Origin of the sequence: Streptococcus mitis (assembly GCF_001579045.1) — a bacterium.
Taxonomy (GTDB): Bacteria; Bacillota; Bacilli; order Lactobacillales; family Streptococcaceae; genus Streptococcus; species Streptococcus mitis_D.
Window position 1 is genome coordinate 169,390 of the sequence record NZ_KQ970263.1, and the last position, 23,413, is coordinate 192,802.

The window sequence follows — 23,413 nt, forward strand, 5'->3', positions numbered from 1 at the left end:
GCATCAACCATGCAGTCTTTTTACTGTTCAAAATGAAAAGGCAGATTCTCTATCTCTACTACTTGAGGGTCAAGAATCCGCCGTTATCCAAAGATTAATCTTCAAATTTTTCATGATTTTTTTCATAGAAATCAATTAGGCCTAGGGCTGTTTCAAATGAAATATTTTTTACTTTTGCACGACCCTGCGCCAGAGCAATGATAGACATTTCACGCGCATTCGTTTCTTTAGAGATACGGTAGCCTGTGATTTTCTTATCACGAACCCAGCCAACAACTGATTCTACTTTTTCAAAGTTTGACTTAGCCATGTTTTTCTCCTATTTTCTTCTTTACAATATTTAATTGTATACGTTTTTACTACTTTTGTCAATAAAAAAACATATATTCAACGAAAATAATTAGTTCAGAATTTTCTTACTTCCTTTTTAAAGCCTATAATATATAGATTTTGCTAGCCTCTACACCATAAATATTTGCTAATAAAAATATTGTATTATTACCCTCTTAAGGTGCAAAATTATTCAAGCTTTTAAAAAATGCTTCTCCATTTCCGTAAGATAGCTTATTTCTTCGATTTAAGAACTGAAGATGACAGTCCTAACCTTTAGAAATCCAAGCATTCACTAGCTCAAAAACTCCTATCTTTCTTCCTCAAGAAATCATCTGATAGATAGCTATTCCTTATATTCTTCAAATTCATCACTCATTTGGATATTGAGGTGCTAGCCTAGAAGCAGACACCCGATTATCGAAACCATCCTTAATAAAGATAACAAGACAGATAAGCTCAGTCAATTACTTATATATCCTTTTAATATGGTATATTTGTCGATAAAAAGAAAGCAAATCACATCTTAAAGACCGTGTGAGTTTACTTTTCAAAATAGATGGGAAATCAAAATGAAGGATGGAAATCTGAGCCAAACATCATAAGTGCTATAATGAACAGAAGTAAGAATTGCACGATAAGCTTCCTAAAACCATAGGAATCGCCCCCTTTCTTCATTTTCATTATAGCACCTATACATCAATTGTGCAAATAATATGATATTTTTTTATTAGTCCTCAGACAAGCATATTATAAAGCGTTTCATTCCCATTTAAGTTAATATAAGCTGGATCAAAACCTTCCATGCGACGAATCAATCCTGCATAATCATGCTTATCTGCCAAGGCAATCCCAATTAATACTGGGCCTGTTCCCTTGCTAGCTCGTTTGATATACTCAAAACGTGTGATATCATCATTTGGCCCCAGGATATCATTTACAAACTCACGTAAAGCCCCTGGACGCTGTGGAAAATTGACCACAAAGTAATGCTTGATACCATCATAAATCAAGGCACGTTCTTCCATTTCTGGCATACGGTTGATATCATTATTTCCTCCAGAAATGATACAACAAATAGTTTTCCCCTTGATATATTCAGCTAAAACTTCTAAAGAAGCAATACTAGCCGCTCCAGCAGGTTCTGCAACAATCCCTTGCTTAGAGTAGAGGTCAATCAAGGTTTCAGAAATCAATCCCTCATCGACACCTACTAAGGTTTGAACATGTTGGCGAGTTGCCTCATAGGTCAACTGTCCCACCTTTTGTACAGCAATCCCGTCTGCAAATTTATCAATTTCCTTGAGTTTGACTGGACCACCAGCTTCAAAAGCAGCCTTCATGGAACGCGCTCCATTAGCCTCTACCCCGATAACCTCGATCTCTGGACTTGTTTCCTTGATATAGGTAGAAACCCCAGCAATGAGACCACCGCCGCCAACAGGGACCAAAACAGCATCAAAATCAATCGATTCTTTTCGAGCCTCTTCTAAAATCTCATAAGCAACGGTCCCTTGACCAGCTTGAACATGGGCATCATCAAAGGGATCAATAAAGGTACGATTTTCAGAGACTGTAAATTCTTGAGCTGCTTTGGCCGAGGCATCAAAGGTATCTCCAACTAATTTAATGGTTACAAAATCCCCACCAAAAAAGCGAACCTGACCAATCTTTTGTTGCGGAGTGGTAATGGGCATAAAGATAGTAGCAGGAATTTTCATTTCATTACAAGTATAGGCAACTCCCTGCGCATGATTCCCCGCAGAAGCACAGACTACCCCACGTTCACGCTCTTCCTTGCTGAGTTGGGAAATGGCATAATAAGCACCACGAATTTTAAAAGAACGAACACGTTGGGCATTTTCCTTTTTCAAATAAATCTTAGCACCATACTTCTCCGATAAATAATGGTCGTAATCCAGTGGGGTATTCACAACCACACCATTCAAGACCTTGTGAGCCTTGATGATATCTTTTGAACTTAACATATAAAACCTCTTTTTCTATAAAAAACAGTCACTAATGACTGTTTTTTTAGTTATTCATCTCCAAAAACTTCAGCAACACTTTCATGATATTTATGAGCCATACGAATTGAAAACTCTTTAGGAAGTTCATAACGATTTGTGGAAATCCAATCATATAACCATTCTGCCAAACTTTCTTCACTATCATTACGATGGAAGATAAAATAGTTTAAAATTTCTTTATATTCTACATCATTCAAATCCAGCGTGTCTACAAATTGACTACGAGGAACAAAATTAGAATCTAATTTTCTTAGTTGATCTGTCAATTCTCCCAATTGTAAATCCAACTGAAAAAATAATTTTTGCAGTTGCCTATCAGTTTCATCACATCCTGTCTTGATAGAAAACAAATTGGTAATATTCATATGATTTCAACCCCTAAATAAGTATATCTAATATCCCACGAATAGCTGAAGCTACTATTTTAGCAAAATTCTTTGCTTTCTAATTAGTTATAGATTTTGAATGCATCATCGTCGTTTTTACCAACGAAAGGCATTGCTTTACGCAATTCTGCACCAACTTTTTCAATTTCAAGGTTCGCTGCTTGTTCACGATAAGCAGTCAATTTTGGACGTCCAGCTTTATAGTCATTTACAAAGTCATTTGCAAATTTACCATTTTGGATGTCTGCCAAGACAGCCTTCATATTTTCTTTAACTTGTTCAGTGATTACACGTGGACCTGATACATAGTCACCGTACTCAGCAGTGTTTGAAATAGATTGACGCATTTTCTTAAATCCACCTTCGTAGATCAAGTCAACGATCAATTTCATTTCGTGAAGAACTTCAAAATATGCCAATTCTGGAGCGTAACCTGCTTCTGTCAAGACTTCGAAACCTGCTTCGATAAGGGCAGTCAAACCACCACAAAGTACAGCTTGTTCACCAAACAAATCTTCTTCAGTTTCTTCTTTGTAAGTTGTTTCAAGAAGACCTACACGAGCTGCTCCAACACCTTTACACCAGTCCATAGCAATGTTTTTCGCATTTCCTGTTGCATCTTGGTAAACTGCATAAAGAGCTGGAACACCAAATCCTTCTTCATAAGTACGACGTACCAAGTGCCCTGGTCCTTTAGGAGCACACATGAAGACATCTACATCTGCAGGAACTTTGATAAATTCAAAGTGAATGTTGAAACCATGGGCAAATCCAACTGCATTTCCAGCTTCCAAGTTTGGAGCGATTTCTGCTTCGTACAATTCTTGTTGGATTTCGTCTGGTGCCAAAATCATGATAACATCAGCCAATTTAGTAGCTTCTGCTACTGTATAAGTGTCAAATCCGTCTTCTTTTGCTTTGTCAAAAGATTTACCCGGACGTACACCGATGATGACATCGCGACCTGAGTCACGCAAGTTTTGAGCATGCGCATGTCCTTGTGAACCATAACCGATAACGGCGATTTTTTTACCGTCAAGTGCTGCTACTTTAACATCTTTTTCGTATTCCATTTGAACTGACATAGTTTTTCTCTCTTTTCTATTATTTATTGCCTTTTAGGCTGGTTTAACAAATTTAAGTTGGATTTTTAATCGCGGGTAAATCCAGTTGCACCCGTACGAGCAATATTGCGAATACCGTATGGTCGAATGACTCGCAATAGAGCTTCACTCTTTTCAGCATTTCCTGTCATCTGAATGGTAATCGAGCTTGGTGCTACGTCTACCACCGTTGCACGGAAAGGTTGAATAATGGCTAGAATCTCAGCTCGTTTCTCAGCTGGTGCTGACATCTTAACCAAAATCACTTCGCGTTCCAAGTGTGGTTTATCTGTAATATCTCGAATGCGAATCACATCAATCTGACGATTGAGTTGCTTGATAATTTGCTCCACTTCATCATGTGAAGCTACATCAATAATAATGGTGATGCGCGATACATTCGGATCTTCTGTTGCTCCAACAGAGATGCTTTCGATATTAACCTGACGACGAGATAGGACACCTGTAAAGCGATTGAGGACTCCCGAACGATTTTGTAGTTTTGCTGTTAACATTCTACGCATGGAACTTCACCCCCAACATCTCATGATTACTCTTACCAGCTGGTACCATTGGTAGCACCTGTTCCTTACGAGAAATATCTACCTCGATTAGCATAGGAACATCCTCAGTGATCACTTCAAGATCTTGATCCAAGGTCTCAGGATTGTCAAACTTATAGTTTTTAATACCGTAAGCTTGTGCCATCAGTTGAAAATCTGGAAGGGTATCAAAGACTGACTCTGATGTTCTACCTTCATAGAAGGATTCCTGCCACTGACGAACCATTCCAAGTGAGTGGTTGTTCAGCATAACCACCTTGATTGGCACCTTGTAAATGTTCAAAATCGCCAATTCCTGATTAGTCATTTGGAAACCACCATCCCCAACAAACAAGACTACTTCCTTATCTGGGTTGGCAATTTTAGCACCGATTGCTGCTGGGATTCCAAATCCCATGGTTCCTAAACCACCTGAAGTCACTAACTGACGTTCATTTTGGTAGGGATAATACTGGGCTGTCCACATTTGGTGTTGACCAACGTCTGTTACCACAATGGCATCTCCATTCGTCAATTCACCAATTCGTTCAATAACAGCTTGCGGCTGAACCACACGCTCTTTCTTATCATAAGAACGAACGCGGTTCTTGTCTTTAGTAACTTTTTCAATCCATTTTTCAGTATTGTTATGAACTGTCGGTTCAGCCAGCAACATTTGCAAAGCTTTCTTAGCATCTCCAACTACAGGAATATCCGCACTGATAATCTTGCCAATCTCGGCTGGGTCAATATCAATGTGGGCAACCTTAGCATTCTTAGCGAAAGTCTTAGGATTCCCTGTCAAGCGGTCATCGAAACGACAACCAATACTAATCATAAAATCAGCTTCTGTCATGGCAATATTAGCTGCGAATGACCCGTGCATGCCTCCCATTCCAAGGAAGAGTGGGTGACTCGTTGCAATCGTTCCTTGTCCCAAAAGACTGGTTACCACTGGAATTTGATAGCGCTCTGCAAATTCATTTAGTTCCGCAGCAGCTTCAGCATAACTAATCCCACCACCAGCTAGCAAGACTGGCTTTTTAGCCTTGGATAATTGCTTCAAGATTTTCTTGATTTGCATATCATTTGGCTCAAGAGTCGGTTGATAACTTGGTAGGTTCACTTCTGGTGAATAGATGAAGTCGGTTTCTAAAGCAGATACGTCTTTAGGTAGGTCAATGACAACTGGCCCTGGTCGTCCTGTAGTTGCGATATGAACAGCTTCCGTAATGATACGAGGAATATCAGCTGTCTCACGAACTTGGTAATTGTACTTAGTGATTGGCATGGTAATTCCCACAATGTCTGCCTCCTGAAAGGCATCCTTCCCAATCCCTGCTCGCGCCACCTGACCTGTAAAGACCAAAAGGGGAACGCTATCGCTCATGGCATCTGCAATCCCTGTAATGGCATTGGTTGCTCCCGGTCCGCTAGTGACGACGGCAACTCCCAACTTTCCAGTTGATTTGGCATAACCTTCAGCTTCATGCAGACAACCTTGCTCATGGCGTCCTAGAATGTGGCGAATGCCTTTAAAATTATATATCGCATCATAAAAAGGCAAGACTGCACCACCAGGATAACCAAAGATGGTATCAATTCCTAAATCACGAAGTGTTTCCAAAACTAGGTCAGACCCCGTCTTAGGAGATTCTAAACTGATTTTCTCCATTGTTCCCCTTTCTTTCCTCTTAAAAATAACTTGTTACTATCATACCACTTTTTCAAAATTTTTCAAGACAAAAGAAGAAATTTTCTGAATTTTCTATTTTAACGTTTATTTATGAATGTTATTTTGGTTTTTATTTAAAAGATACCGATTTCATTATTTAAAAAGAAAAAAAGAACTGATTTCTCAGTTCTTCATTAATCTTATTCCACACTAAATAGGTATGGGTAAACAGGTTGTTGACCTTGGTGAATCTCGACTTCAATGTCTTCGAATTCTTCTGCGATTTCTTGAGCAATTTCATTGGCAAGTTCTTCGCTTCCGTCTTCACCGACATAGAAGGTTACGATTTCACTATCTTCATCCAACATATGTTTCAAGGTTTCTGTCAAGGTTTGGTGCATGTCAGGATTTGACACGAGGATTTTCCCATCAACCATACCAAGATTATCGTTTTCATGGATTTCTAAACCATCAATGGTTGTATCACGAACAGCTGTTGTGACGCTTCCGCTAACGACATCGCTAAGAGCAGCAGCCATACGCTCTTGGTTTTCTTCAATGGACTTGCTTGGATCAAAGGCAAGAAGACTTGTCAAACCTTGAGGAAGAGTACGAGCCTCTACCACTACTGCTGGTTGCTCCAAAACTTCTGCTGCAGATTGAGCTGCCATGAAGATATTTTTGTTGTTTGGTAGGAAGATAATGTTACGAGCATTGACCTGTTCAACAGCCTTAATAAAGTCTTCTGTTGAAGGGTTCATAGTTTGACCGCCCTCGATAACATAATCCACACCTTGAGAACGGAAGATATCTGCTAGACCTTTACCAGCCACTACAGCAATCAAAGCATACTCTTTTTCTTCAGATGGTTTGCTAACTTGAGCAGCTTCTTTCTCAACCTGTGCTTCGTGTTGGTTACGCATATTGTCAACTTTTACCTTGACCAAGCTACCATATTTAAGACCTTCTTGCATAACAAGTCCTGGATCTTCTGTATGGACATGGACTTTGACAATTTCATCATCGTTAACAACGAGGAGAGAATCCCCAAGTTCATTCAAGTAGTTACGGAATTCGTCGTAGTCAAAATCTTTGGCATAGGTTGGGCCTTGCTTAAGAGCTACCATGATTTCAGTACAGTAACCAAAGGTGATGTCCTCAGTCGCTACATGACCAGCTACAGACTTGTGGTGCTCTGCATTAATCATTTCACTCATATTGGCAGGAGTCGCTACAAAGTCCTCAGATGCGATATATTCACCAGTAAGGGCTGAAAGGAAACCTTCGTAGATGAAGACCAGTCCTTGACCACCTGAATCCACAACGCCAACTTCTTTCAATACTGGAAGCATGTCTGGCGTTTTAGCTAGAGCTGTTTTAGCACCTTCCAAGGCTGCGCGCATCACTTCAACAGCATCATCTGTCTGCTCAGCTTTTTTCTTAGCACCGATAGCAGCACCACGAGAAACCGTCAAAATCGTTCCTTCAACTGGTTTCATCACTGCCTTATAGGCAACTTCCACACCTGATTGGAAGGCGAGGGCCAAGTCTTGACCTGTTAACTCATCTTTATCCTTGATAGCTTGTGAAAATCCACGGAAAAGCTGAGACGTAATAACTCCTGAGTTCCCCCGCGCACCCATCAAAAGCCCTTTGGCAAGAATGCTCGCTACCTCTCCAACTGTAGAAGCTGGCTTGTCTGCAACTTCTTTAGCTCCATTTTCAATGGTCATTCCCATATTTGTCCCGGTATCTCCATCTGGAACGGGGAAGACGTTTAATGAATTGACATATTCAGCTTGCTTATTCAAGCGAGTTGATGCAGCCTGCACCATTTCTTGAAATAAGCTAGTAGTAATTTTTGACACGGTTATTCTCCTACAACTTTGATATTTTGAATGTAGACATTTACAGTCTGAGCAGTAATTCCAAGTTGGTTTTCCAAACTAAAACGGACACGCTCTTGAATGTTTTTTGACACTTCGCTAATCTTTGTTCCGTAGCTCAACACGGTATATACATCAACTGCAATACTGCCATCTTCGGCCGCCTTTACGACGACACCTTTGGAATAATTTTCCTTACCTAGAAGGGCTTGGAAATTATCTTTGAGGGCATTTTTACTAGCCATACCGACCACACCAAAAATCTCAGTTGTTGCACCGCCTACGACAGTTGCAATCACTTCATCTGTTAGTTCGATTTGACCATCTTTTGTATTAATTTTTACAGTCATCCTTTTTACCTCAACTAGTTGATACTCTATTTTATCATATTTCAGCCCAAGTGTAAAAGCAGAATACTGTATCAGCGGATATTTACTCCGTTTTTCAAATGATTTTATATCTACAGTAAAAGAAAAAAGACCCTAAGGTCTCCTTACTTTTATTATTAAACGCGTTCAACTTTACCTGACTTCAAAGCACGAGCTGAAGCCCAAACTTTTTTAGGTTTACCATCGATAAGAACAGTAACTTTTTGAAGGTTTGGTTTTACGGCACGTTTTGTTTGGTTCATCGCGTGTGAACGGTTGTTTCCTGATACAGTCTTACGACCTGTAAAGTAACATACTTTAGCCATTGTGTTTTCCTCCTATTAGATCTAATATAGCGGATGTGCTAGCACCACATACTGTACTATGTTATCACACTTTCTCTGTTTTGGCAAGGGGATTGGAAGATTTTTTTATTTAACGTAGACAACTCCCAATTTCCCAAAAGCCACATCCCCACGGATAATCAAAGTTTTGCTGGTTGGGGCTAGAGGGGCATCTGCCTTGGCTACACCACAGAAAGTTTCTACCTTTAAATCAACTTCCCAATGTTGAGGAACATAAATAACTGCACTTCCGAAACCAACTTCCACCTTCAGGGTTGCGGTATCTCCTAAAATCTCTGCATTATCATAATATATCTTGGCATTGCCAAAACCAACTTCTACTTGGTCTTCTACCAATTCTTGGTTTTGCTTGTAGAAAGTCCCAGTCCCAAAAGCAACTTCCTTATCTGTAAGAATGGTCTTTTTACCATCATACCACCATTTTTTCCCGTTCCAAGTTCTGTTAGAATGAGTGAGTGCGCTGACACCCATTACGATTAAAATACTTGCCCAGAACAATGACTGATTGGGAATCGGTAAAATGTCATAAAAATGATTAGCAATCATGAGGGCCACTAGGGCTGTAAAAGAGGCTGAAGTTAAGTGGCGACGCAACAAAGCTCCAACTGATTGATAGGCAAAAAAAGCAATACCGAACAAGGGCCAAATTTGCCCTCCCAGAGAAGGGATTCCAAAATTCCCCTGTAATAATACTAAAGCTGCCAATACTAACAACACAATACCAAATGCTTTCTTTTTCATGTTCTTACCTCATGTTTCTTAGATTTTCTTTTAGGAGGGATTGGTAATGCCGTGACACATGAACCTCCTTGTGGGTCTGATAAAAGGAAATGGTGCCCGTTCCTGAAAAGGACTTGTCCACCGAATAAACTTGCCGAATATTAGTGATAGTTGACTTGGATACCCGACTAAAATAGCGAGGAAGGATAGCCTCTAACTCATAGAGTTTGAGCCGAACTTCGTAGGCATCTTTCTGGGTATGGGCATAAATCTTGCTTCCTTCTGTCTCAAAGAAGAGAATTTCCGATAAGTCCAGATAATATTCACCTGTTCCCTTGTAAAAAATCAACCGAGGAGACTTGGACTCTTGCAAGAGCCGCTGTAAATCCGCAATCTCATCTGTCAAAGCCGCTGCCTTGATGACAATTTCAGTTTCCTCTAAATTGCAGTCAATTTCGATTCGTAACTTCATTCCATCTCCTTTCTGACTCTACTATATCAAAGCTAAAATAAGAAAACAAGAGCAAAAAAGTAAGTGGTTACTTTAGACCCGTAAGTGGTTGTAAGGCTACCCTAACTTACAGGTCAACATAGAAAGAAAATCACACCCCACACAAGAGCACACATATAGCCAACCACTACATCCTTTGGATAATGAACGCCACCCAAGACTCTCACTAGACCTAGGAAGGCTGATAATATCAAACAAATCATCCCCATAGTTAGACTAGCATGCAAGCAAGCCATGGAGATAATGCTTGCTGAAAAGACATGACGACTGGGCATAGACTGACCAGGGCTATCTCTATCAAGTAGCGGTACAATTTCCCAAACTTCATAAGGCCTAGGGGCATTGATTTTCTTACGAAGAAGGGATAAAATTACAAAACCTGACGCTGGGATAAAAATATAAATCAAGATTTGTCTCCCAAGTCCTTTTTGGAAATAGGTAGTGGCTAACAAGGTCAGATAAACTATAGGCACAACTACCGTCATGAACCGATTGAAAGTTCTTAACAAGCTCAGAAGAAAGGGCTTATTTTTAATATTAGCAGCAACGTGACCATACCATTCTTGATAATTTTTCATATATTTTCTCATCACTTACTCAAATTTTACTTGCAGGGAAGCACTTGTCTTCTAGTATAGTGCAGAAAAAGGAGGCCGTCAAGCCTTCTTTTGGTTTATTCTTCTGCTTCGTCTTCTGTAAACTGACTGTTATAGAGATCTGCATAGAAACCAGCTTGCGCCATCAGCTCATCATGATTTCCTTGCTCTATGATATTTCCATCTTTCATAACCAGAATAAGATCAGCATTACGGATGGTTGACAAGCGGTGGGCGATGACAAAGGAAGTTCTGCCCTCCATCAAACGATCCATAGCTTTCTGAATTAACTCTTCCGTCCGAGTATCAACAGAAGAAGTCGCCTCATCTAGGATTAGGAGTGGCGCATCTTTCAGCAAAGCACGAGCAATGGTCAAGAGTTGTTTTTGTCCGACAGACAAGGTCACTGTGTCGTCCAATACTGTATCGTAACCATCTGGTAGGGTCATAATAAAGTGGTGAATCCCTACAGCCTTGCTGGCTTCAATCACGCGCTCATCACTAATACCCTCTTGGTTATAGATAAGATTGTCGCGAATGGTTCCTTCAAAAAGCCAAGTATCCTGCAAGACCATTGAAAAGGCATCATGTACTTCCGAACGCTTCATCTCCTTGGTATCCACGCCATCGATGCGGATACTTCCCTTATCAATCTCATAGAACTTCATCAAAAGATTGACAATGGTTGTCTTACCAGCCCCGGTCGGTCCGACAATGGCAACCTTTTGACCTGCATGAGCTGTCGCAGAAAAGTCATGGATAATAGTTCGATCTGGTGTGTAGCCAAAGGAAACTCGATCAAAGACCACTTGACCTTTCATATCGCTCAATTGTCTTGCTTTATGGGATTCATCTTCCATCTCCTCTTCAGCTAGGAATTCGAAGACACGTCCCATGGCTGCACTAGCCTGTTGCAAACTAGTAATCCCTTGGGCAATTTGTGAAAGGGGCTGAGAAAAGATACGAACGTAGGCCATAAAGGCAACGATAATCCCGATACTAATCTGCCCATTCAGAGCCAAGGCTGCACCAACGATAATCACCAAGGCATAGCTAAAGTTCCCAATAAACATCATAATCGGCATCATAATCCCTGAAATAAACTGAGACTTCCAGATACTGTCATACAGACGATGGTTTAATGTTGCAAATTCTTCTTTCGTGCTCTCGATAGCATTGTAACTGGTCACCACATTATGGCCAGAGTACATTTCCTCCACATAGCCATTGACAGCTGCCAAATCTTGTTGCTGACTCTTAAAAAATCCCTGTGATTTGCCCATAAAGACGGACACGAAAACAAAACCAATAAGGGTTGAAACAACCGTCACCAAGGCTAAAATCCAGTTCATCCCAAACATGGTTACCAAGACTGCTAAGACCAGTAAACTAGATGAAAGAACTGTTCCCAGACTTTGATTCAGGGACTGGGCTGCAGTGTCAACGTCATTGGTTACACGAGACAAAGTATCCCCCTGAGAGTGTCCATCAAAATATCCCAATGGTAGGCTATTGATTTTCTCTGCAATAGCTCTTCTCAAACGCTCTGAAAAACGTTGAATAGTTGTTGTAAACAGAAATGCCTGCAAATAATTTGATAGAAGTCCGATCACATAAATCACGGCCAAAAAAGCACCAATAGCTGCAACCGCAGCAACATCCACACTTGTTTCTAGACCACTTGCAATAATATTGGTCATTTCCTTGATACGAGTTGGACCATATACAGTAATGATATTGGATAAGATTGTTGCTAGAAAGGCTATCAGAAGGGCAAACTGGAGACCTGCAAGATAGGGTTTACTCTGTTTCCAAAGAGACATTTTCTTATTTTCCATGTTCCAATTCCTCCTTCGATAGTTGTGAATAGGCAATTTCTTGGTAAACTTCGTTATTAGCTAGAAGTTCCCTGTGGGTGCCTTGTCCCACGACTTTCCCTTGATCCAAGACCAAAATCAAATCTGCGTCCATAATCGTTGAAATACGCTGTGCGACGATAAGCTTGGTCATAGACTTGGTTTTCTCTGCTAACTCTTGGCGTAGGACACGGTCTGTCTTGTAGTCCAAGGCTGAGAAGGAGGCATCAAAGATGAGGATTTCTGGCTTCCGAGCTAAGGCACGCGCAATTGCTAGACGCTGTCTTTGACCACCTGAGAAGTTGGTTCCTCCTTGGGCTACTTCTGACGCTAAGCCCGCTTCCTTGTCTTCGATAAAGTTCTTAGACTGGGCCAATTCCAAGGCTTGCCACATAGCTTGTTCATTCAGCGGTGTTTCTTGACTCTTTCCAAAGTCTAGATTGCCCTTGACATCCCCTGAAAAGAGAACTGCTTTCTGAGGAATATAACCAACCTTGTTGCGCAAATCTTCTAAGGCATAGTCTTGAACATTGACACCGTCCACCAGAATTTCTCCTGCTGATACGTCGTAGAATCGTGGAATCAGATTAACTAGAGTTGATTTACCAGAACCTGTTGACCCAATAAAGGCCACTGTTTGACCAGCTTCTGCTCTAAAGCTAACATGCTCAATAACCGCCTCCGAATTTGCCGCATAGCGGAAGGTCACATCCTTAAACTCGACCTGACCTTTGAGGTTTTCATCATCCAGCTGCACTTGAGCAGGGTTTTGGATAGAAGAATGTAAATCTAAAACCTGGTTGATCCGCTTGGCAGAGACCATAGTTCGGGGAAGAACGATGAAGAGTGCTCCCATGAGAAGGAAGCCCATGACAACCTGCATGGCATAAGACATGAAAACAACCATGTCACTAAAGAGAGGCAAACGCGCTGTCGCAGCAGCATCGTTGATTACATAGGCCCCAATCCAGTAAATCGCCACACTCAAACCACTTGAAATCCCCATCATGATAGGGTTCAAAATAGCCATAAGACAGTTGACAAACAAATTCAAGCGTGTCAATTCATCATTTGCTGCTGCAAATTTTTCATTTTGGTATTCTTCAGCATTGTAAGCGCGAACGACACGAATACCTGTTAAACTCTCACGAGTAATACTGTTCAATTTATCAGTCAGACTTTGAATCAAGGACTGTTTTGGAAAGGCTAACGTCATCAAAACAGTCGTCATTAAAACGTTGACAATCACTGCCACAAGTACGGCCCAGAGCCAGTATTCTGAATGACCTAAAATCTTCCCGATAGCCCAGATAGCCATAATCGGACCACGCGTAACCACTTGCAAGCCCATGGTAATCAACATCTGAACCTGAGTAATGTCATTGGTGGTACGAGTTAGGAGACTGGGAATAGAGAATTTCTTAATCTCTGTCTGCGAGTAATCCAAAACTCGGTTAAAAATATCACTTCTCAGCCTACTAGTATAAGAAGCGGCTACTCTGGATGCAAAAAATCCAACTGCAACTGCGGATAAGAAGGCTAGAAAGGACATTCCCACCATCATACCTGCTGGTTGCCATAACTCATCCAAGTTGGTAGCCTGAGTTCCCAGTAAATCCGTGATTTTAGAGATATAGGTCGGCACTTCCAACTCTAGATAGACCGAAAAGCAGGTAAAGAGAATGGCTAGTAAAATCATACCCCATTCTTTTCCTGTGATACGCTTAGCGAGTTTCTTCATCTTCCCCTCCCATTCTTTCTACATTGGCTTGTAATTGAGCAAGGACTTTCTCAAAAATCAGTAATTCATCTTCATCAATGTCTTCCATCAACTGCTTGTCAATTCGTTCAAAAAAGGCCTTAACCTCTTGCATCTGAGAACGTGCTTTGTCCGTCAGACGAACAAATTTAGCCCGCTTATCGCTAGGACTCGCTTCCAATTCCACCAAACCATTTTGCACCATACGCTTGACCAAATTACTAGCAACAGACTTGGTAATATTGAGTTCCTGCTCTATATCTTTAATCAAGACCAAGTCTTGGTTTTTCTCACGATTATCCAAAAAACGCACAACCTGACCTTGAGGCCCACCCATAAATTCAATACCACAACGTTTGGCTTCCTTTTGCACCATCAGGTGAATCTGATGACCAAAACGCTTAAAGACTAACATCGGTTTATCCATACTAACTCCTTTCTAACTATCACATTTAGTTCTCCTAGGAACCAAATAAGTTTCTATGGGAACTATTTTATCATTTTCAGAAAAGATGTCAAGAAAAAGTTTCCTAGAGAACTATTTTCTTGATTCAAAAAATCCCAAGTGATTTTTTCACTTAGGATTATGTTCTCTAGGTTAAATTAGAACCCGTCTACGTTTGTGTAGATTTTTTGTACGTCTTCGTCGTCTTCAAGAACGCTGTAAAGTTTTTCAAAGGTTTCAAGGTCATCGCCTGACAATTCCACTTCTGACTGAGGAATCATTTCCAATTCAGTCACTTGGAATTCTTCGACACCTGACTCACGAAGGGCAACAATAGCCTTGTGAAGGTCTGTTGGAGCTGTGTAAACTGTGATTGTACCTTCTTCTGCTTCTACATCGTCCACATCAACATCTGCTTCAAGCAATTGCTCAAAGACTGCATCAGCATCTTCACCTGCAAATACGATAACTCCCTTGTTGTCAAAGAGGTATGAAACCGAACCTGAAGCGCCCATGTTCCCGCCGTTTTTACCAAAGGCTGCACGGACATTGGCCGCTGTACGGTTGACATTTGAAGTCAAGGTATCAACAATCAGCATAGAACCATTTGGTCCAAAACCTTCGTAACGTCCTTCTGTAAAGGTTTCGTCTGTGTTTCCTTTAGCCTTGTCCAAAGCCTTATCGATAACGTGTTTTGGCACTTGGGCTTGTTTAGCACGGTCGATAACGAATTTCAAGGCTGAGTTTGATTCTGGATCTGGATCACCTTTTTTAGCTGCTACATAGATTTCCACACCAAATTTTGCATATACTTTAGAGTTAGCTCCATCTTTAGCCGTTTTCTTGGCTACGATATTGGCCCATTTACGTCCCATTAGGAATCTCCTTTTTTCACATTTTAATCTTTCTTATTATAACACAAGTTTTTTCGATTTTCACTAAAGGAAATGGATTTTATTCAGTAAATCCAACTAGGATAGCACTTTGGTTGCTAATATTTCCTTGCCTTTCCATCCTTATCAACATTCAAAAAACAAACTAGACCATTATCTGCAAATAGAAAGTTTCGGACAAGTTTGACAAAGTCCGCTCAAATTACTGTTTGAAGTTTGTAGATATAAGCGACAAAAACAATCATACTGCACCTTTTGTTGACAGTCTACTCCAGACATATCATAGTTCAAGTAAATACTTTGAAATTTAACAATTCTTATATGCACTATTGTATTCTAAGAAATCAATAGAAGAGTTTCTAAACAAAACCATAATTTATATGTTCCTGAAACAGAAATTTATGTTCTTTTTGATTTTACAAAATACTGAAGTTAGACTAGTACAACGGCACTTCTAAAACAAGCAAAAGGTAGCTAATTCCCTGTATAGCAAGGAGTTTCACTACCCTTTTTACTTTTTCTTACAGCCCCTGTTTGATAGACTCATTTTAACATCACGAGCATACTCCAATGGAAATCGCTAGGCAAGAGATAAACTTTCAGATATTCGCAGAGAGATCATTGCCTCTTTTTGTCGCAAACATTCTTCTCTCCTAATCATTTTCTACCTTATCCTCTACCTGAGGATAAAGAGTCGTTCCCCAAATAGAAATCGTCCGCTTACGCACTAGTGGCAAATCGGTTTTTTCATAAACCGTACGCCACCATTCCCAGGCAAGTCCGGTACACTCTCTAATTTTGACAGAGAGATTGCGAACATTCCCTTTTAAAGGAATACTAGTAGTAAAGTGAGCCGTCAAATCCTGCCCATTTCTGTCCCAAGCCTTAGGAGTCAAGACTTCCTTACCTTGATTATCATAGGATAATTCATCCCAAGTAATGTAATATTGGGCAACATAGGCACCACTATGATCCAGCAGTAAATCACCGTTTCTGTAGGCTGTCACCTTAGTCTCAACATAGTCTGTACTGTTTTGAAAGGTCGCAACTACATTGTCACGTAAAAAAGAAGTTGTATAGGAAATCGGCAAGCCTGGGTGATCGGCTGTAAAGCGACTGCCTTCTTGAATCAAGTCCTCTACCATATCCACCTTGCCCGTTACAACTCGGGCACCCGAACTTGGGTCGCCCCCTAAAATAACTGCCTTCACTTCTGTATTGTCCAAAATCTGCTTCCACTCTGTCTGAGGAGCTACCTTGACTCCTTTTATCAAAGCTTCAAAAGCAGCCTCTACTTCATCACTCTTACTCGTAGTTTCCAACTTGAGATAGACCTGACGCCCGTAAGCAACACTCGAAATATAGACCAAAGGACGATCGGCAGAAATTCCTCTCTGCCTCAAATCCTCTACCGTTACAGTATCTTGAAATACATCTCCTGGATTTTTAACAGCATCTACGCTGACTGTATAATAAATCTGCTTAAAATTAACAATCTGAATCTGCTTTTCGCCCGAATGGACAGAATTAAAATCAATATCAAGAGAATTCCCTGTCTTTTCAAAGTCAGAACCAAACTTGACCTTGAGTTGTTCCATGCTGTGAGCCGTGATTTTTTCATACTGCATTCTAGCTGGGACATTATTGACCTGACCATAATCTTGATGCCACTTAGCCAACAAATCGTTTACCGCTCCGCGAACACTTGAATTGCTGGGATCTTCTACTTGGAGAAAGCTATCACTACTTGCCAAACCAGGCAAATCAATACTATAAGTCATCGGGGCACGATCGACCGCAAGAAGAGTGGGATTATTCTCTAACAAGGTCTCATCCACTACGAGAAGCGCTCCAGGATAGAGGCGACTATCGTTGGTAGCCGTCACGGAAATATCACTTGTGTTTGTCGACAAGCTCCGCTTCTTTCTTTCGATAACAACAAACTCATCGGGTAGCTGATTCCCCTCTTTGATGAAACGATTTTCAATACTCTCTCCCTGATGGGTCAAGAGTTTCTTTTTATCGTAATCCATAGCTAGTATAAAGTCATTTACTACTTTATTTGTCATCTTCTACCTCCTAATAAGTTCCTGGATTGAGTTGCATAAACTCAGACTTGTTCAGCGAAATCAGCTGTGGTTGGACTAAGTGATCCAAAATTTCCTCGTATAATTCTTCTGAGACATTGCGTCGCCGTCTGGCTAGATAAGAAGTCGGAATGACCGTATTATCCAACATAAATACCTTATCTAAGTCAATCAAGGTTGGTCTTGTAAAAGGATTACGAGCTAAATCCGGCTCTTCTATCATAAAGTTCTTGACCAAACGTCTAGTCAAGAGAGCTGGTTTGAAGGTCTGATTTTTAACTAACTCTTTGTTTTTAGTCATGCTGTTGTCAATACAAATATACATATGATTCTTCACAGCCAAATCGCTACTAATAGTCGGAAAAGGCAAATAAAGAGCTACAACATCTCCTCTCTTAATCAAGCAAGAGCACCCCCTTTTCTCCTAATGTAACATAGACAGGATTGACCAAGTCTTCTGATTGACTCAGAATTTCCAAAGTTTGAGTTTGGCGCCCTGTCAATTTAGTAGCATCTTGTCTCTTCAATACAAAATGCTTGTCGCCAATTACCTTGACACTATAATCTTTCTCCAAAGCTGACTGGTAAATCCATATCAGATCTTGTCTGTCCTGAGAACTCAAGAGAGAAGGATGTTCAAGTCTCCCGATAGTCTGATAAAAATCAAAAACAGGAGCTAACTCCTGCCAATCTGACTGGCTAGTTGTCAAGGCTAGAAAAAGGGCTTTGCGAGCTGATACTTCTTGATTAGCCTTGAGAGTCCCTTTTCCCTCCAAGTTTTTTAGAAAGTGGGAAACTCCAGAAAGCAAATCTTTCTCTAACTGCGAGAAATAAAAACCTTGCCTTCCCAGACATAAGTCTCTCAAGTCGCTTTCTCTAGCAAATAAGAGTTCAAACAGTTGATAGTAAAAGAAAAATATCTGGCACTGAGTCGCGCTCATCTTTTCCTTATCGGCTTCTTTTTTCAACCAGAGCAAGGGCAAAAGGTAGCTGGATTGAGACATTTCCTCCACCTCCTATTCTTTTTTCTCTGGAGCATCTGCACTAGCTGCCACTTCTTTTGACTGGATACTTTCCCACTGGTTGATTTCCTCTGAGATAAGACCTTCGCATGTCTTGACAAATAGAGCAAAAGCCTTGGTTTTTCCTGCATATTTCTCCGTTTGACATTGATAGAGGAATTTTTCTCTCTCCAGGAGTTGCGCAGTCTTTTGGTAAGAAATCCAGTGTTCCTTGGCATTATACAAATTGAGAATCCCCTCACACAGCAAGCCTAGACTGGACAAGGCAACCGAAATCAAACGGTAGCGATCACCTGGCATAGGAATAGCACAAAAAACAGCTATGAGAAAACCTGCCACGATTTCTGTTATTTTTAATACCTTATAGCGTCTACGATGTTGAACGCTTTTCTTTAAAAAATGAGCTATCTGTACATCCAATCGCTCTGTCAGGTACATTTCTTCTGGCGTCATGTTCGTAACCCCTTTCATTTACTTTGATAATCATAGTATAACATATTTGAATATCAAAGTATAGTAAAAACTGGACTATAGCTTATTATAAAATCTAAATATGAAATATTTGTGAAATGAGGGAAAAATATCACAAAAAGGATGGAACAAAAAGGTTCAAAATGATAAAAACGCATAATACCTTGCCTTAAAAAGCTTGATATTATGCGTTTTATCAGAGAAAGATTTTCTGAATGTTCACCTCAAATTGAGTTTTTCCAACATTCTTTCAGTCACTATTCTAGCTAGTTTCCGACTCGTCTAAACTTTGCTTATCTTAACTGAGCAAGAATAGCTTTGAGTTTCTCAATCAACTCATCTTCTGTGTGGTCAGACTCTTTCTCATTGGCTAGGAAGGCAACTGCTTGAGCGAGAGCTTCTCGTGCTTGGTCGAGGACTTTCGCATCTACATTTGTAAGGTCGCTTTCTTGCAGAACCTTAGTCAATTCCTTGGTCAATTTCTTGAGTTCTGACTCTTTCTTGCGACGAGCGATGAGGAAGAGAAGGAGACCAAGAAGGGCGAGCAGGCTGCCAATCATGGTACCGTATGGAAGATGACCTTGCTCTTTGCTTGTTTCTTTCGTTTCTTCTTCATCCTTAGTCGCTTGCTTGCCTTTCAAGGATTCGAGAGCTTCTTTGACCTTAGCAGTCATCTCTTTCAAGCCTGCCTCTGTCAAGTCAGCATTTCTAAGGGCTGCTTGACCCTCTCCGAGAATGATCTTCGCAGCGTCGATGACAGATTGATCAATACCATCCAAGTCTTTCAAACGAGTTTCCAAGTCTTGAATCAAATCTCTTAAGACTGATTTATCAACCTGTTTCTCTTGACTCGATTGAGCGCCTCTAGCGAAAGCTACACTTCTACGGCTACGAGTTGGAACCGTCACAGAACTTTCAGATAGCCCTTGTGGAGACTCTGCTTCTGTCGCATTTCCTGTTCCCCTCTGTTGACTAGATAAACCAGTAGCTTGATCCGTCGAATCACCTGAATGAGCTGGAGTGCTTGGAGTAGTAGGCTGAGCTTGGTTATTTGCATCGCCTTGACTGCCGTCATCAGATGGAGCTGGTCTATCTCCTTGGCTAGCCGTATCCCCTCTACTATCTAAACCTGCTTGGTTGCCACCATTACCTGGTGTGGATGAGCTTCCTTGGTTACTACGAGCAATGATATCGTCAAGAATTTTATCGAGGGTGCTTAAGCCGTCGTTTTAGTATTCTCTACAGAAGCTTGGTCAGTTGCCTTACCAACATTCATTTTGGCTTTCTCTAAGGCTTGATCTACTTGGTTTGTGGCGGTTGCTTTTTCTTCTGTTGTTACGTGTTCAAGACCATTTATCGTTGCTTTCTTCTCGCGAGCTTTCTTCTCTAGCTCTGCTATCGCTTTCTCTTTCCCTACTGGGTTCACACGCCTAATATCACTCAATCCTTGGTCTAGGGCGTTCTCAACTTGGCCGATATTCTGAGCTTTATTGATTTTATCTGTAGCTCGCCTTGCATAGGTATTAACTGTAGCAGTGGCACCATTTTGTTCCACTTCGGACAAGTTCCTATTGCCAGTAATGCTGCTATTTTTATCTCTGCGTGCTTGTTCTATTTGTTTAAGAGCATCCTCTTTGAACTCCGTAGTGGTTCTTGAATGCCATTGGTTCACAAGGAAAACTTCATTCCCATCTTGTCCACGAAGTCCAGCTGCATAATCTAGTTTAGCAATATCAGTATTTCCCTCAGTGTCAAAGGTTAGCTTGTAAGAACGGTCTGAGTTAGGAAGTTGGAAGTAATACAACGATGCACTAGCATCTTTTTTAATATTGCCTATCTTTTCATCGGATATAGCTTGAGCTTCCCGACTTTCAGCTTGTTTTTCATAAGGATGAGCATTATAGCGTCCTCCTCGGGCTAAATCTTCTAAATTATTACGCGGAAAAGCCGTAGGCCCAAATGTTCTACGTAAGCCACTATTTAAAACAGTCCCTTTTGTTACTTCTCCGAGTCCTATATTTGCATTCTTTAATTTGTCTACCAAATCTCGACCATCTTGAGCCGGAGCATGCGTTCCCCCGCCACGGTCATGATAACTGATTCCTACAGTATTTGTTTTAACAGTCTGCCCGCTTGGGACAGTGAACCACACTTCTGTACGACCTGGCAATGTCCTATGATTATCTTTATTGATTTCAATTGTCCATCTAAAACCGTTATTAGTAGGTTTTACTGTGACGTTTAGATACTTATATCCATCCTTAATAAATGCAGTAGAATTATCTCTCGGACGTCTGTCTGAGAAGAATACATAGGTGTACTTATCATAAGGAGAATTTCCCTTGTTACCTGACCTTTCAAAGTAGCTTTCTCTTGCGTTTTTAAATTCCTCAGAGTAGTTTTCGCCAGCTCTTGTAACTCTTGTGGCTCTCGAACTACGAAAGTCAGAGTAGCCACCATCACGTGGTTGAGGAGTTACTCCTTCAGCTGTAGTTTCCTCACCATATTTTTCTTCCAGCACTCCTTCGATGAGGTCTCGGGATTTTTTCAGGTCGACTAGGGCAGCCGCAAAATCTTCTTGGCTGATGGTATCACCTTTAGAAAAGGCTTCATTAAACTTATCAGCTGCTACTTTTGCTGCTTGGATTTTATCTTCCGACGCTCCGTACCGTCGGAGTTCCTTTGTGATATCCTCCAATTCCTTTTTTAGTCCATAGACGCCGTTCTCACCTTCTGTCGTATTGGTGTAGGTTGGGAGTTCTTGTCGACTAGGCTTTTCACTAGATTCAGTTTTTTCTGAGTTACCTACAGTTTCTGGGCTCACCTGATCCACAGCTGGTGTGGCTTGGCTCAAACTACCTCTTTTACGACGCTTTCCACCAGTTGCTTGCTCAGTTGCAGTTCCGTTTGGTTCGACAAGCTTATTATTTGTCGAACTTGCTTCACCCAAGTCTGTCAATTTTGGTAGCGATGGCTTCAAGGCTTGATTGACACGGCTCGTCAGTTCTTCCATCAGTCTTACTTGCTCATCAACCTGCGCTTGCGTCGCATTTGGGTCGTCCAAAACTGCCTTAGCTGCTGCTAGACCTGCTTCCACTTCATCGTGGAGCGCTTTCATGGAGCTAAGAGTTAGTTTTTCCAACAAAGCTTGCAGATTGCCTTGGAGTGATTTAGCTTCTGTCGTTTTAGTGGCAGATGTGGGCTGGTCTTGCTCTTTTTCTCTCTCTGATTGAGAAGTTTCTTGAACAGCTGGTTTTGCCTCTGGTTTGGTAGGAGCAAGGCCAGCTGTTTCCTATCTCTTACTAGCGTCCTCGGCTTTAGTCTCTGGAGAGTTTGACTCCCCTGTAGACTTGAGCTCAGCCGACGGTTCAGTCTGAGAGACCTTCTCTGGCTCTTCCCCATCTGACTCCTGCTTATCCTTATCCTTATCTGGTGTTCCAGCAGATTCAGCAACTACATCACTGGCTATTGCCGAAGATACTGCAGGTGCCTGCGCTTGCACCCCATTTGCAAAGAACATCAGAGCCGCAACCGCAACGCTAGCAACCCCAAAATGGTATTTACGAATGGAATAACGGAAAATTTTCTCTCCATTACCATCATTCTTTTTCTTGAACATAAGTGAATCCTTTCCTCATCTGAGAGCTTCCCCAAGCTTAGAAAGCGCGCAAAAAGCCGACAGACGATAATATATCAACTATATGGTAACACTTCTGACATACAAATCAACCCCCTCGCTGACAAGATAGAGTCAGGAAAGGCAAGAAAAAAGCGACATTATATATATATAAAGATGTGTAAAACCTTTTAATACAGCCTATTTTTTAACAAATATATAAGAATTGTACTACATTTATATATGTACAACATCCTCTGTGCCAATGTTACAACATTGTTACATTTTGATTACAAAAACATTTCGAAATATATAATAGAAGCCTGAGTATTTTATAGTAATTCTCTTCCTATCAATTAGGTCAACAGTTGAGCATTACACCCTATCCCCAGCAAAGGACTATGATCAGCATTTCCTAGCCACTAGGACGCTCCAAATCACCTATTCTAAGTCCATCACTAGCTTGGTCAGTAAGATACCTACGACAAGGCGACGCTGACGGGTTTGATGAGATTTTGGAAGAGTATTACATCATAGATTCACCAGTAGCTAATGCCTACAGAGGACTTGACCGCAGATTTAACTACTAAAAAACCACCTGAAACAATCAAGTGACTAGAGGATAAAAACAAAGACTGGGCAAAAAGTTTTGAAAAGCAAAAAACGCATAATATCAGGTCTTGAAAAACCTTGATACTATACGTTTGATTGTGGGAAGATTGCCTTCATTTTCTCCTGAAATTGAAGTTTTG

The 23,413-nt window shown here is 40.9% G+C and carries 23 protein-coding genes; all 23 read right to left on the minus strand.

The features are described 5' to 3' along the window. Positions 1 to 94 precede the first annotated feature (94 nt). Complete coding sequence (locus tag SMIDD28_RS07030) at positions 95 to 310, minus strand: capsule biosynthesis transcriptional regulator (RefSeq protein ID WP_001130036.1); 216 nt, start codon at positions 308 to 310, stop codon at positions 95 to 97. Positions 311 to 1,067: 757 nt separating this feature from the next. Continuing rightward, positions 1,068 to 2,318, minus strand: a complete 1,251-nt coding sequence (ilvA, locus tag SMIDD28_RS07035) for a threonine ammonia-lyase IlvA (RefSeq protein ID WP_000952975.1) — start codon at positions 2,316 to 2,318, stop codon at positions 1,068 to 1,070. Between the two features lie 50 nt (positions 2,319 to 2,368). Next, on the minus strand, positions 2,369 to 2,725 hold the full coding sequence (locus tag SMIDD28_RS07040) for a hypothetical protein (RefSeq protein ID WP_001027897.1): 357 nt from the start codon (positions 2,723 to 2,725) through the stop codon (positions 2,369 to 2,371). Positions 2,726 to 2,808: 83 nt separating this feature from the next. Beyond that, complete coding sequence (gene ilvC / locus SMIDD28_RS07045; protein WP_061425416.1) at positions 2,809 to 3,831, minus strand: ketol-acid reductoisomerase; 1,023 nt, start codon at positions 3,829 to 3,831, stop codon at positions 2,809 to 2,811. Between the two features lie 65 nt (positions 3,832 to 3,896). Continuing rightward, on the minus strand, positions 3,897 to 4,373 hold the full coding sequence (ilvN, locus tag SMIDD28_RS07050; protein WP_001253803.1) for an acetolactate synthase small subunit: 477 nt from the start codon (positions 4,371 to 4,373) through the stop codon (positions 3,897 to 3,899). Next, positions 4,366 to 6,066: an acetolactate synthase large subunit gene (locus SMIDD28_RS07055; RefSeq protein ID WP_000411736.1), complete on the minus strand. Its 1,701-nt coding sequence runs from the start codon at positions 6,064 to 6,066 to the stop codon at positions 4,366 to 4,368. The genes ilvN and SMIDD28_RS07055 overlap by 8 nt, the downstream gene beginning before the upstream one ends. A 200-nt stretch (positions 6,067 to 6,266) precedes the next feature. Further along, positions 6,267 to 7,934 carry a DAK2 domain-containing protein gene (locus SMIDD28_RS07060; protein ID WP_061425417.1) on the minus strand — a complete coding sequence of 556 codons (1,668 nt, stop codon included), beginning with the start codon at positions 7,932 to 7,934 and terminating at the stop codon, positions 6,267 to 6,269. Between the two features lie 2 nt (positions 7,935 to 7,936). Then, entirely contained in the window at positions 7,937 to 8,302 is a 366-nt protein-coding gene (locus SMIDD28_RS07065; protein ID WP_000216442.1) for an Asp23/Gls24 family envelope stress response protein, read from the minus strand. Positions 8,303 to 8,457: 155 nt separating this feature from the next. Next, on the minus strand, positions 8,458 to 8,646 hold the full coding sequence (gene rpmB / locus SMIDD28_RS07070; RefSeq protein WP_001140948.1) for a 50S ribosomal protein L28: 189 nt from the start codon (positions 8,644 to 8,646) through the stop codon (positions 8,458 to 8,460). A 105-nt stretch (positions 8,647 to 8,751) separates the two neighbouring features. After that, entirely contained in the window at positions 8,752 to 9,426 is a 675-nt protein-coding gene (locus tag SMIDD28_RS07075; protein WP_061425418.1) for a LiaF transmembrane domain-containing protein, read from the minus strand. A gap of 4 nt (positions 9,427 to 9,430) precedes the next feature. After that, positions 9,431 to 9,877, minus strand: coding sequence for a LytTR family DNA-binding domain-containing protein (locus SMIDD28_RS07080; protein WP_061425419.1), 447 nt, complete (start codon positions 9,875 to 9,877; stop codon positions 9,431 to 9,433). A gap of 113 nt (positions 9,878 to 9,990) precedes the next feature. After that, entirely contained in the window at positions 9,991 to 10,494 is a 504-nt protein-coding gene (locus SMIDD28_RS07085) for a phosphatase PAP2 family protein (RefSeq protein ID WP_061425420.1), read from the minus strand. 95 nt (positions 10,495 to 10,589) lie between these two features. Continuing rightward, positions 10,590 to 12,350 carry an ABC transporter ATP-binding protein gene (locus tag SMIDD28_RS07090; protein ID WP_061425421.1) on the minus strand — a complete coding sequence of 587 codons (1,761 nt, stop codon included), beginning with the start codon at positions 12,348 to 12,350 and terminating at the stop codon, positions 10,590 to 10,592. Continuing rightward, the gene (locus tag SMIDD28_RS07095; protein ID WP_061425422.1) at positions 12,340 to 14,109 is read right to left on the minus strand and encodes an ABC transporter ATP-binding protein; all 1,770 of its coding nucleotides are present in this window, start codon (positions 14,107 to 14,109) and stop codon (positions 12,340 to 12,342) included. The genes SMIDD28_RS07090 and SMIDD28_RS07095 overlap by 11 nt, the downstream gene beginning before the upstream one ends. Continuing rightward, positions 14,093 to 14,554, minus strand: coding sequence for a MarR family winged helix-turn-helix transcriptional regulator (locus SMIDD28_RS07100; RefSeq protein ID WP_061425423.1), 462 nt, complete (start codon positions 14,552 to 14,554; stop codon positions 14,093 to 14,095). Before SMIDD28_RS07100 ends, SMIDD28_RS07095 begins: the two co-directional genes overlap by 17 nt. Positions 14,555 to 14,730: 176 nt before the next feature. After that, positions 14,731 to 15,447 (minus strand): YebC/PmpR family DNA-binding transcriptional regulator, encoded by a 717-nt coding sequence (locus tag SMIDD28_RS07105; RefSeq protein ID WP_000532883.1) that lies wholly within the window; start codon positions 15,445 to 15,447, stop codon positions 14,731 to 14,733. 671 nt (positions 15,448 to 16,118) lie between these two features. After that, entirely contained in the window at positions 16,119 to 17,534 is a 1,416-nt protein-coding gene (gene ply / locus SMIDD28_RS07110) for a cholesterol-dependent cytolysin pneumolysin (protein ID WP_061425424.1), read from the minus strand. A 10-nt stretch (positions 17,535 to 17,544) separates the two neighbouring features. Next, entirely contained in the window at positions 17,545 to 17,955 is a 411-nt protein-coding gene (locus SMIDD28_RS07115; RefSeq protein WP_079118520.1) for a hypothetical protein, read from the minus strand. Further along, complete coding sequence (locus SMIDD28_RS07120; protein ID WP_061425425.1) at positions 17,948 to 18,556, minus strand: hypothetical protein; 609 nt, start codon at positions 18,554 to 18,556, stop codon at positions 17,948 to 17,950. The genes SMIDD28_RS07115 and SMIDD28_RS07120 overlap by 8 nt, the downstream gene beginning before the upstream one ends. A gap of 12 nt (positions 18,557 to 18,568) precedes the next feature. Then, a complete protein-coding gene (locus SMIDD28_RS07125; RefSeq protein WP_031233612.1) occupies positions 18,569 to 19,027 on the minus strand; it encodes a DUF4231 domain-containing protein in 459 nt (152 codons plus the stop codon). Positions 19,028 to 19,338: 311 nt separating this feature from the next. Continuing rightward, positions 19,339 to 19,953 (minus strand): hypothetical protein, encoded by a 615-nt coding sequence (locus SMIDD28_RS07130; protein WP_061425426.1) that lies wholly within the window; start codon positions 19,951 to 19,953, stop codon positions 19,339 to 19,341. A 308-nt stretch (positions 19,954 to 20,261) separates the two neighbouring features. Beyond that, positions 20,262 to 22,187, minus strand: a complete 1,926-nt coding sequence (locus tag SMIDD28_RS07135) for a DUF1542 domain-containing protein (protein WP_231075162.1) — start codon at positions 22,185 to 22,187, stop codon at positions 20,262 to 20,264. Positions 22,188 to 22,337: 150 nt separating this feature from the next. After that, positions 22,338 to 22,664, minus strand: a complete 327-nt coding sequence (locus SMIDD28_RS12225; RefSeq protein WP_155719322.1) for a YSIRK-type signal peptide-containing protein — start codon at positions 22,662 to 22,664, stop codon at positions 22,338 to 22,340. Positions 22,665 to 23,413 lie beyond the last annotated feature (749 nt).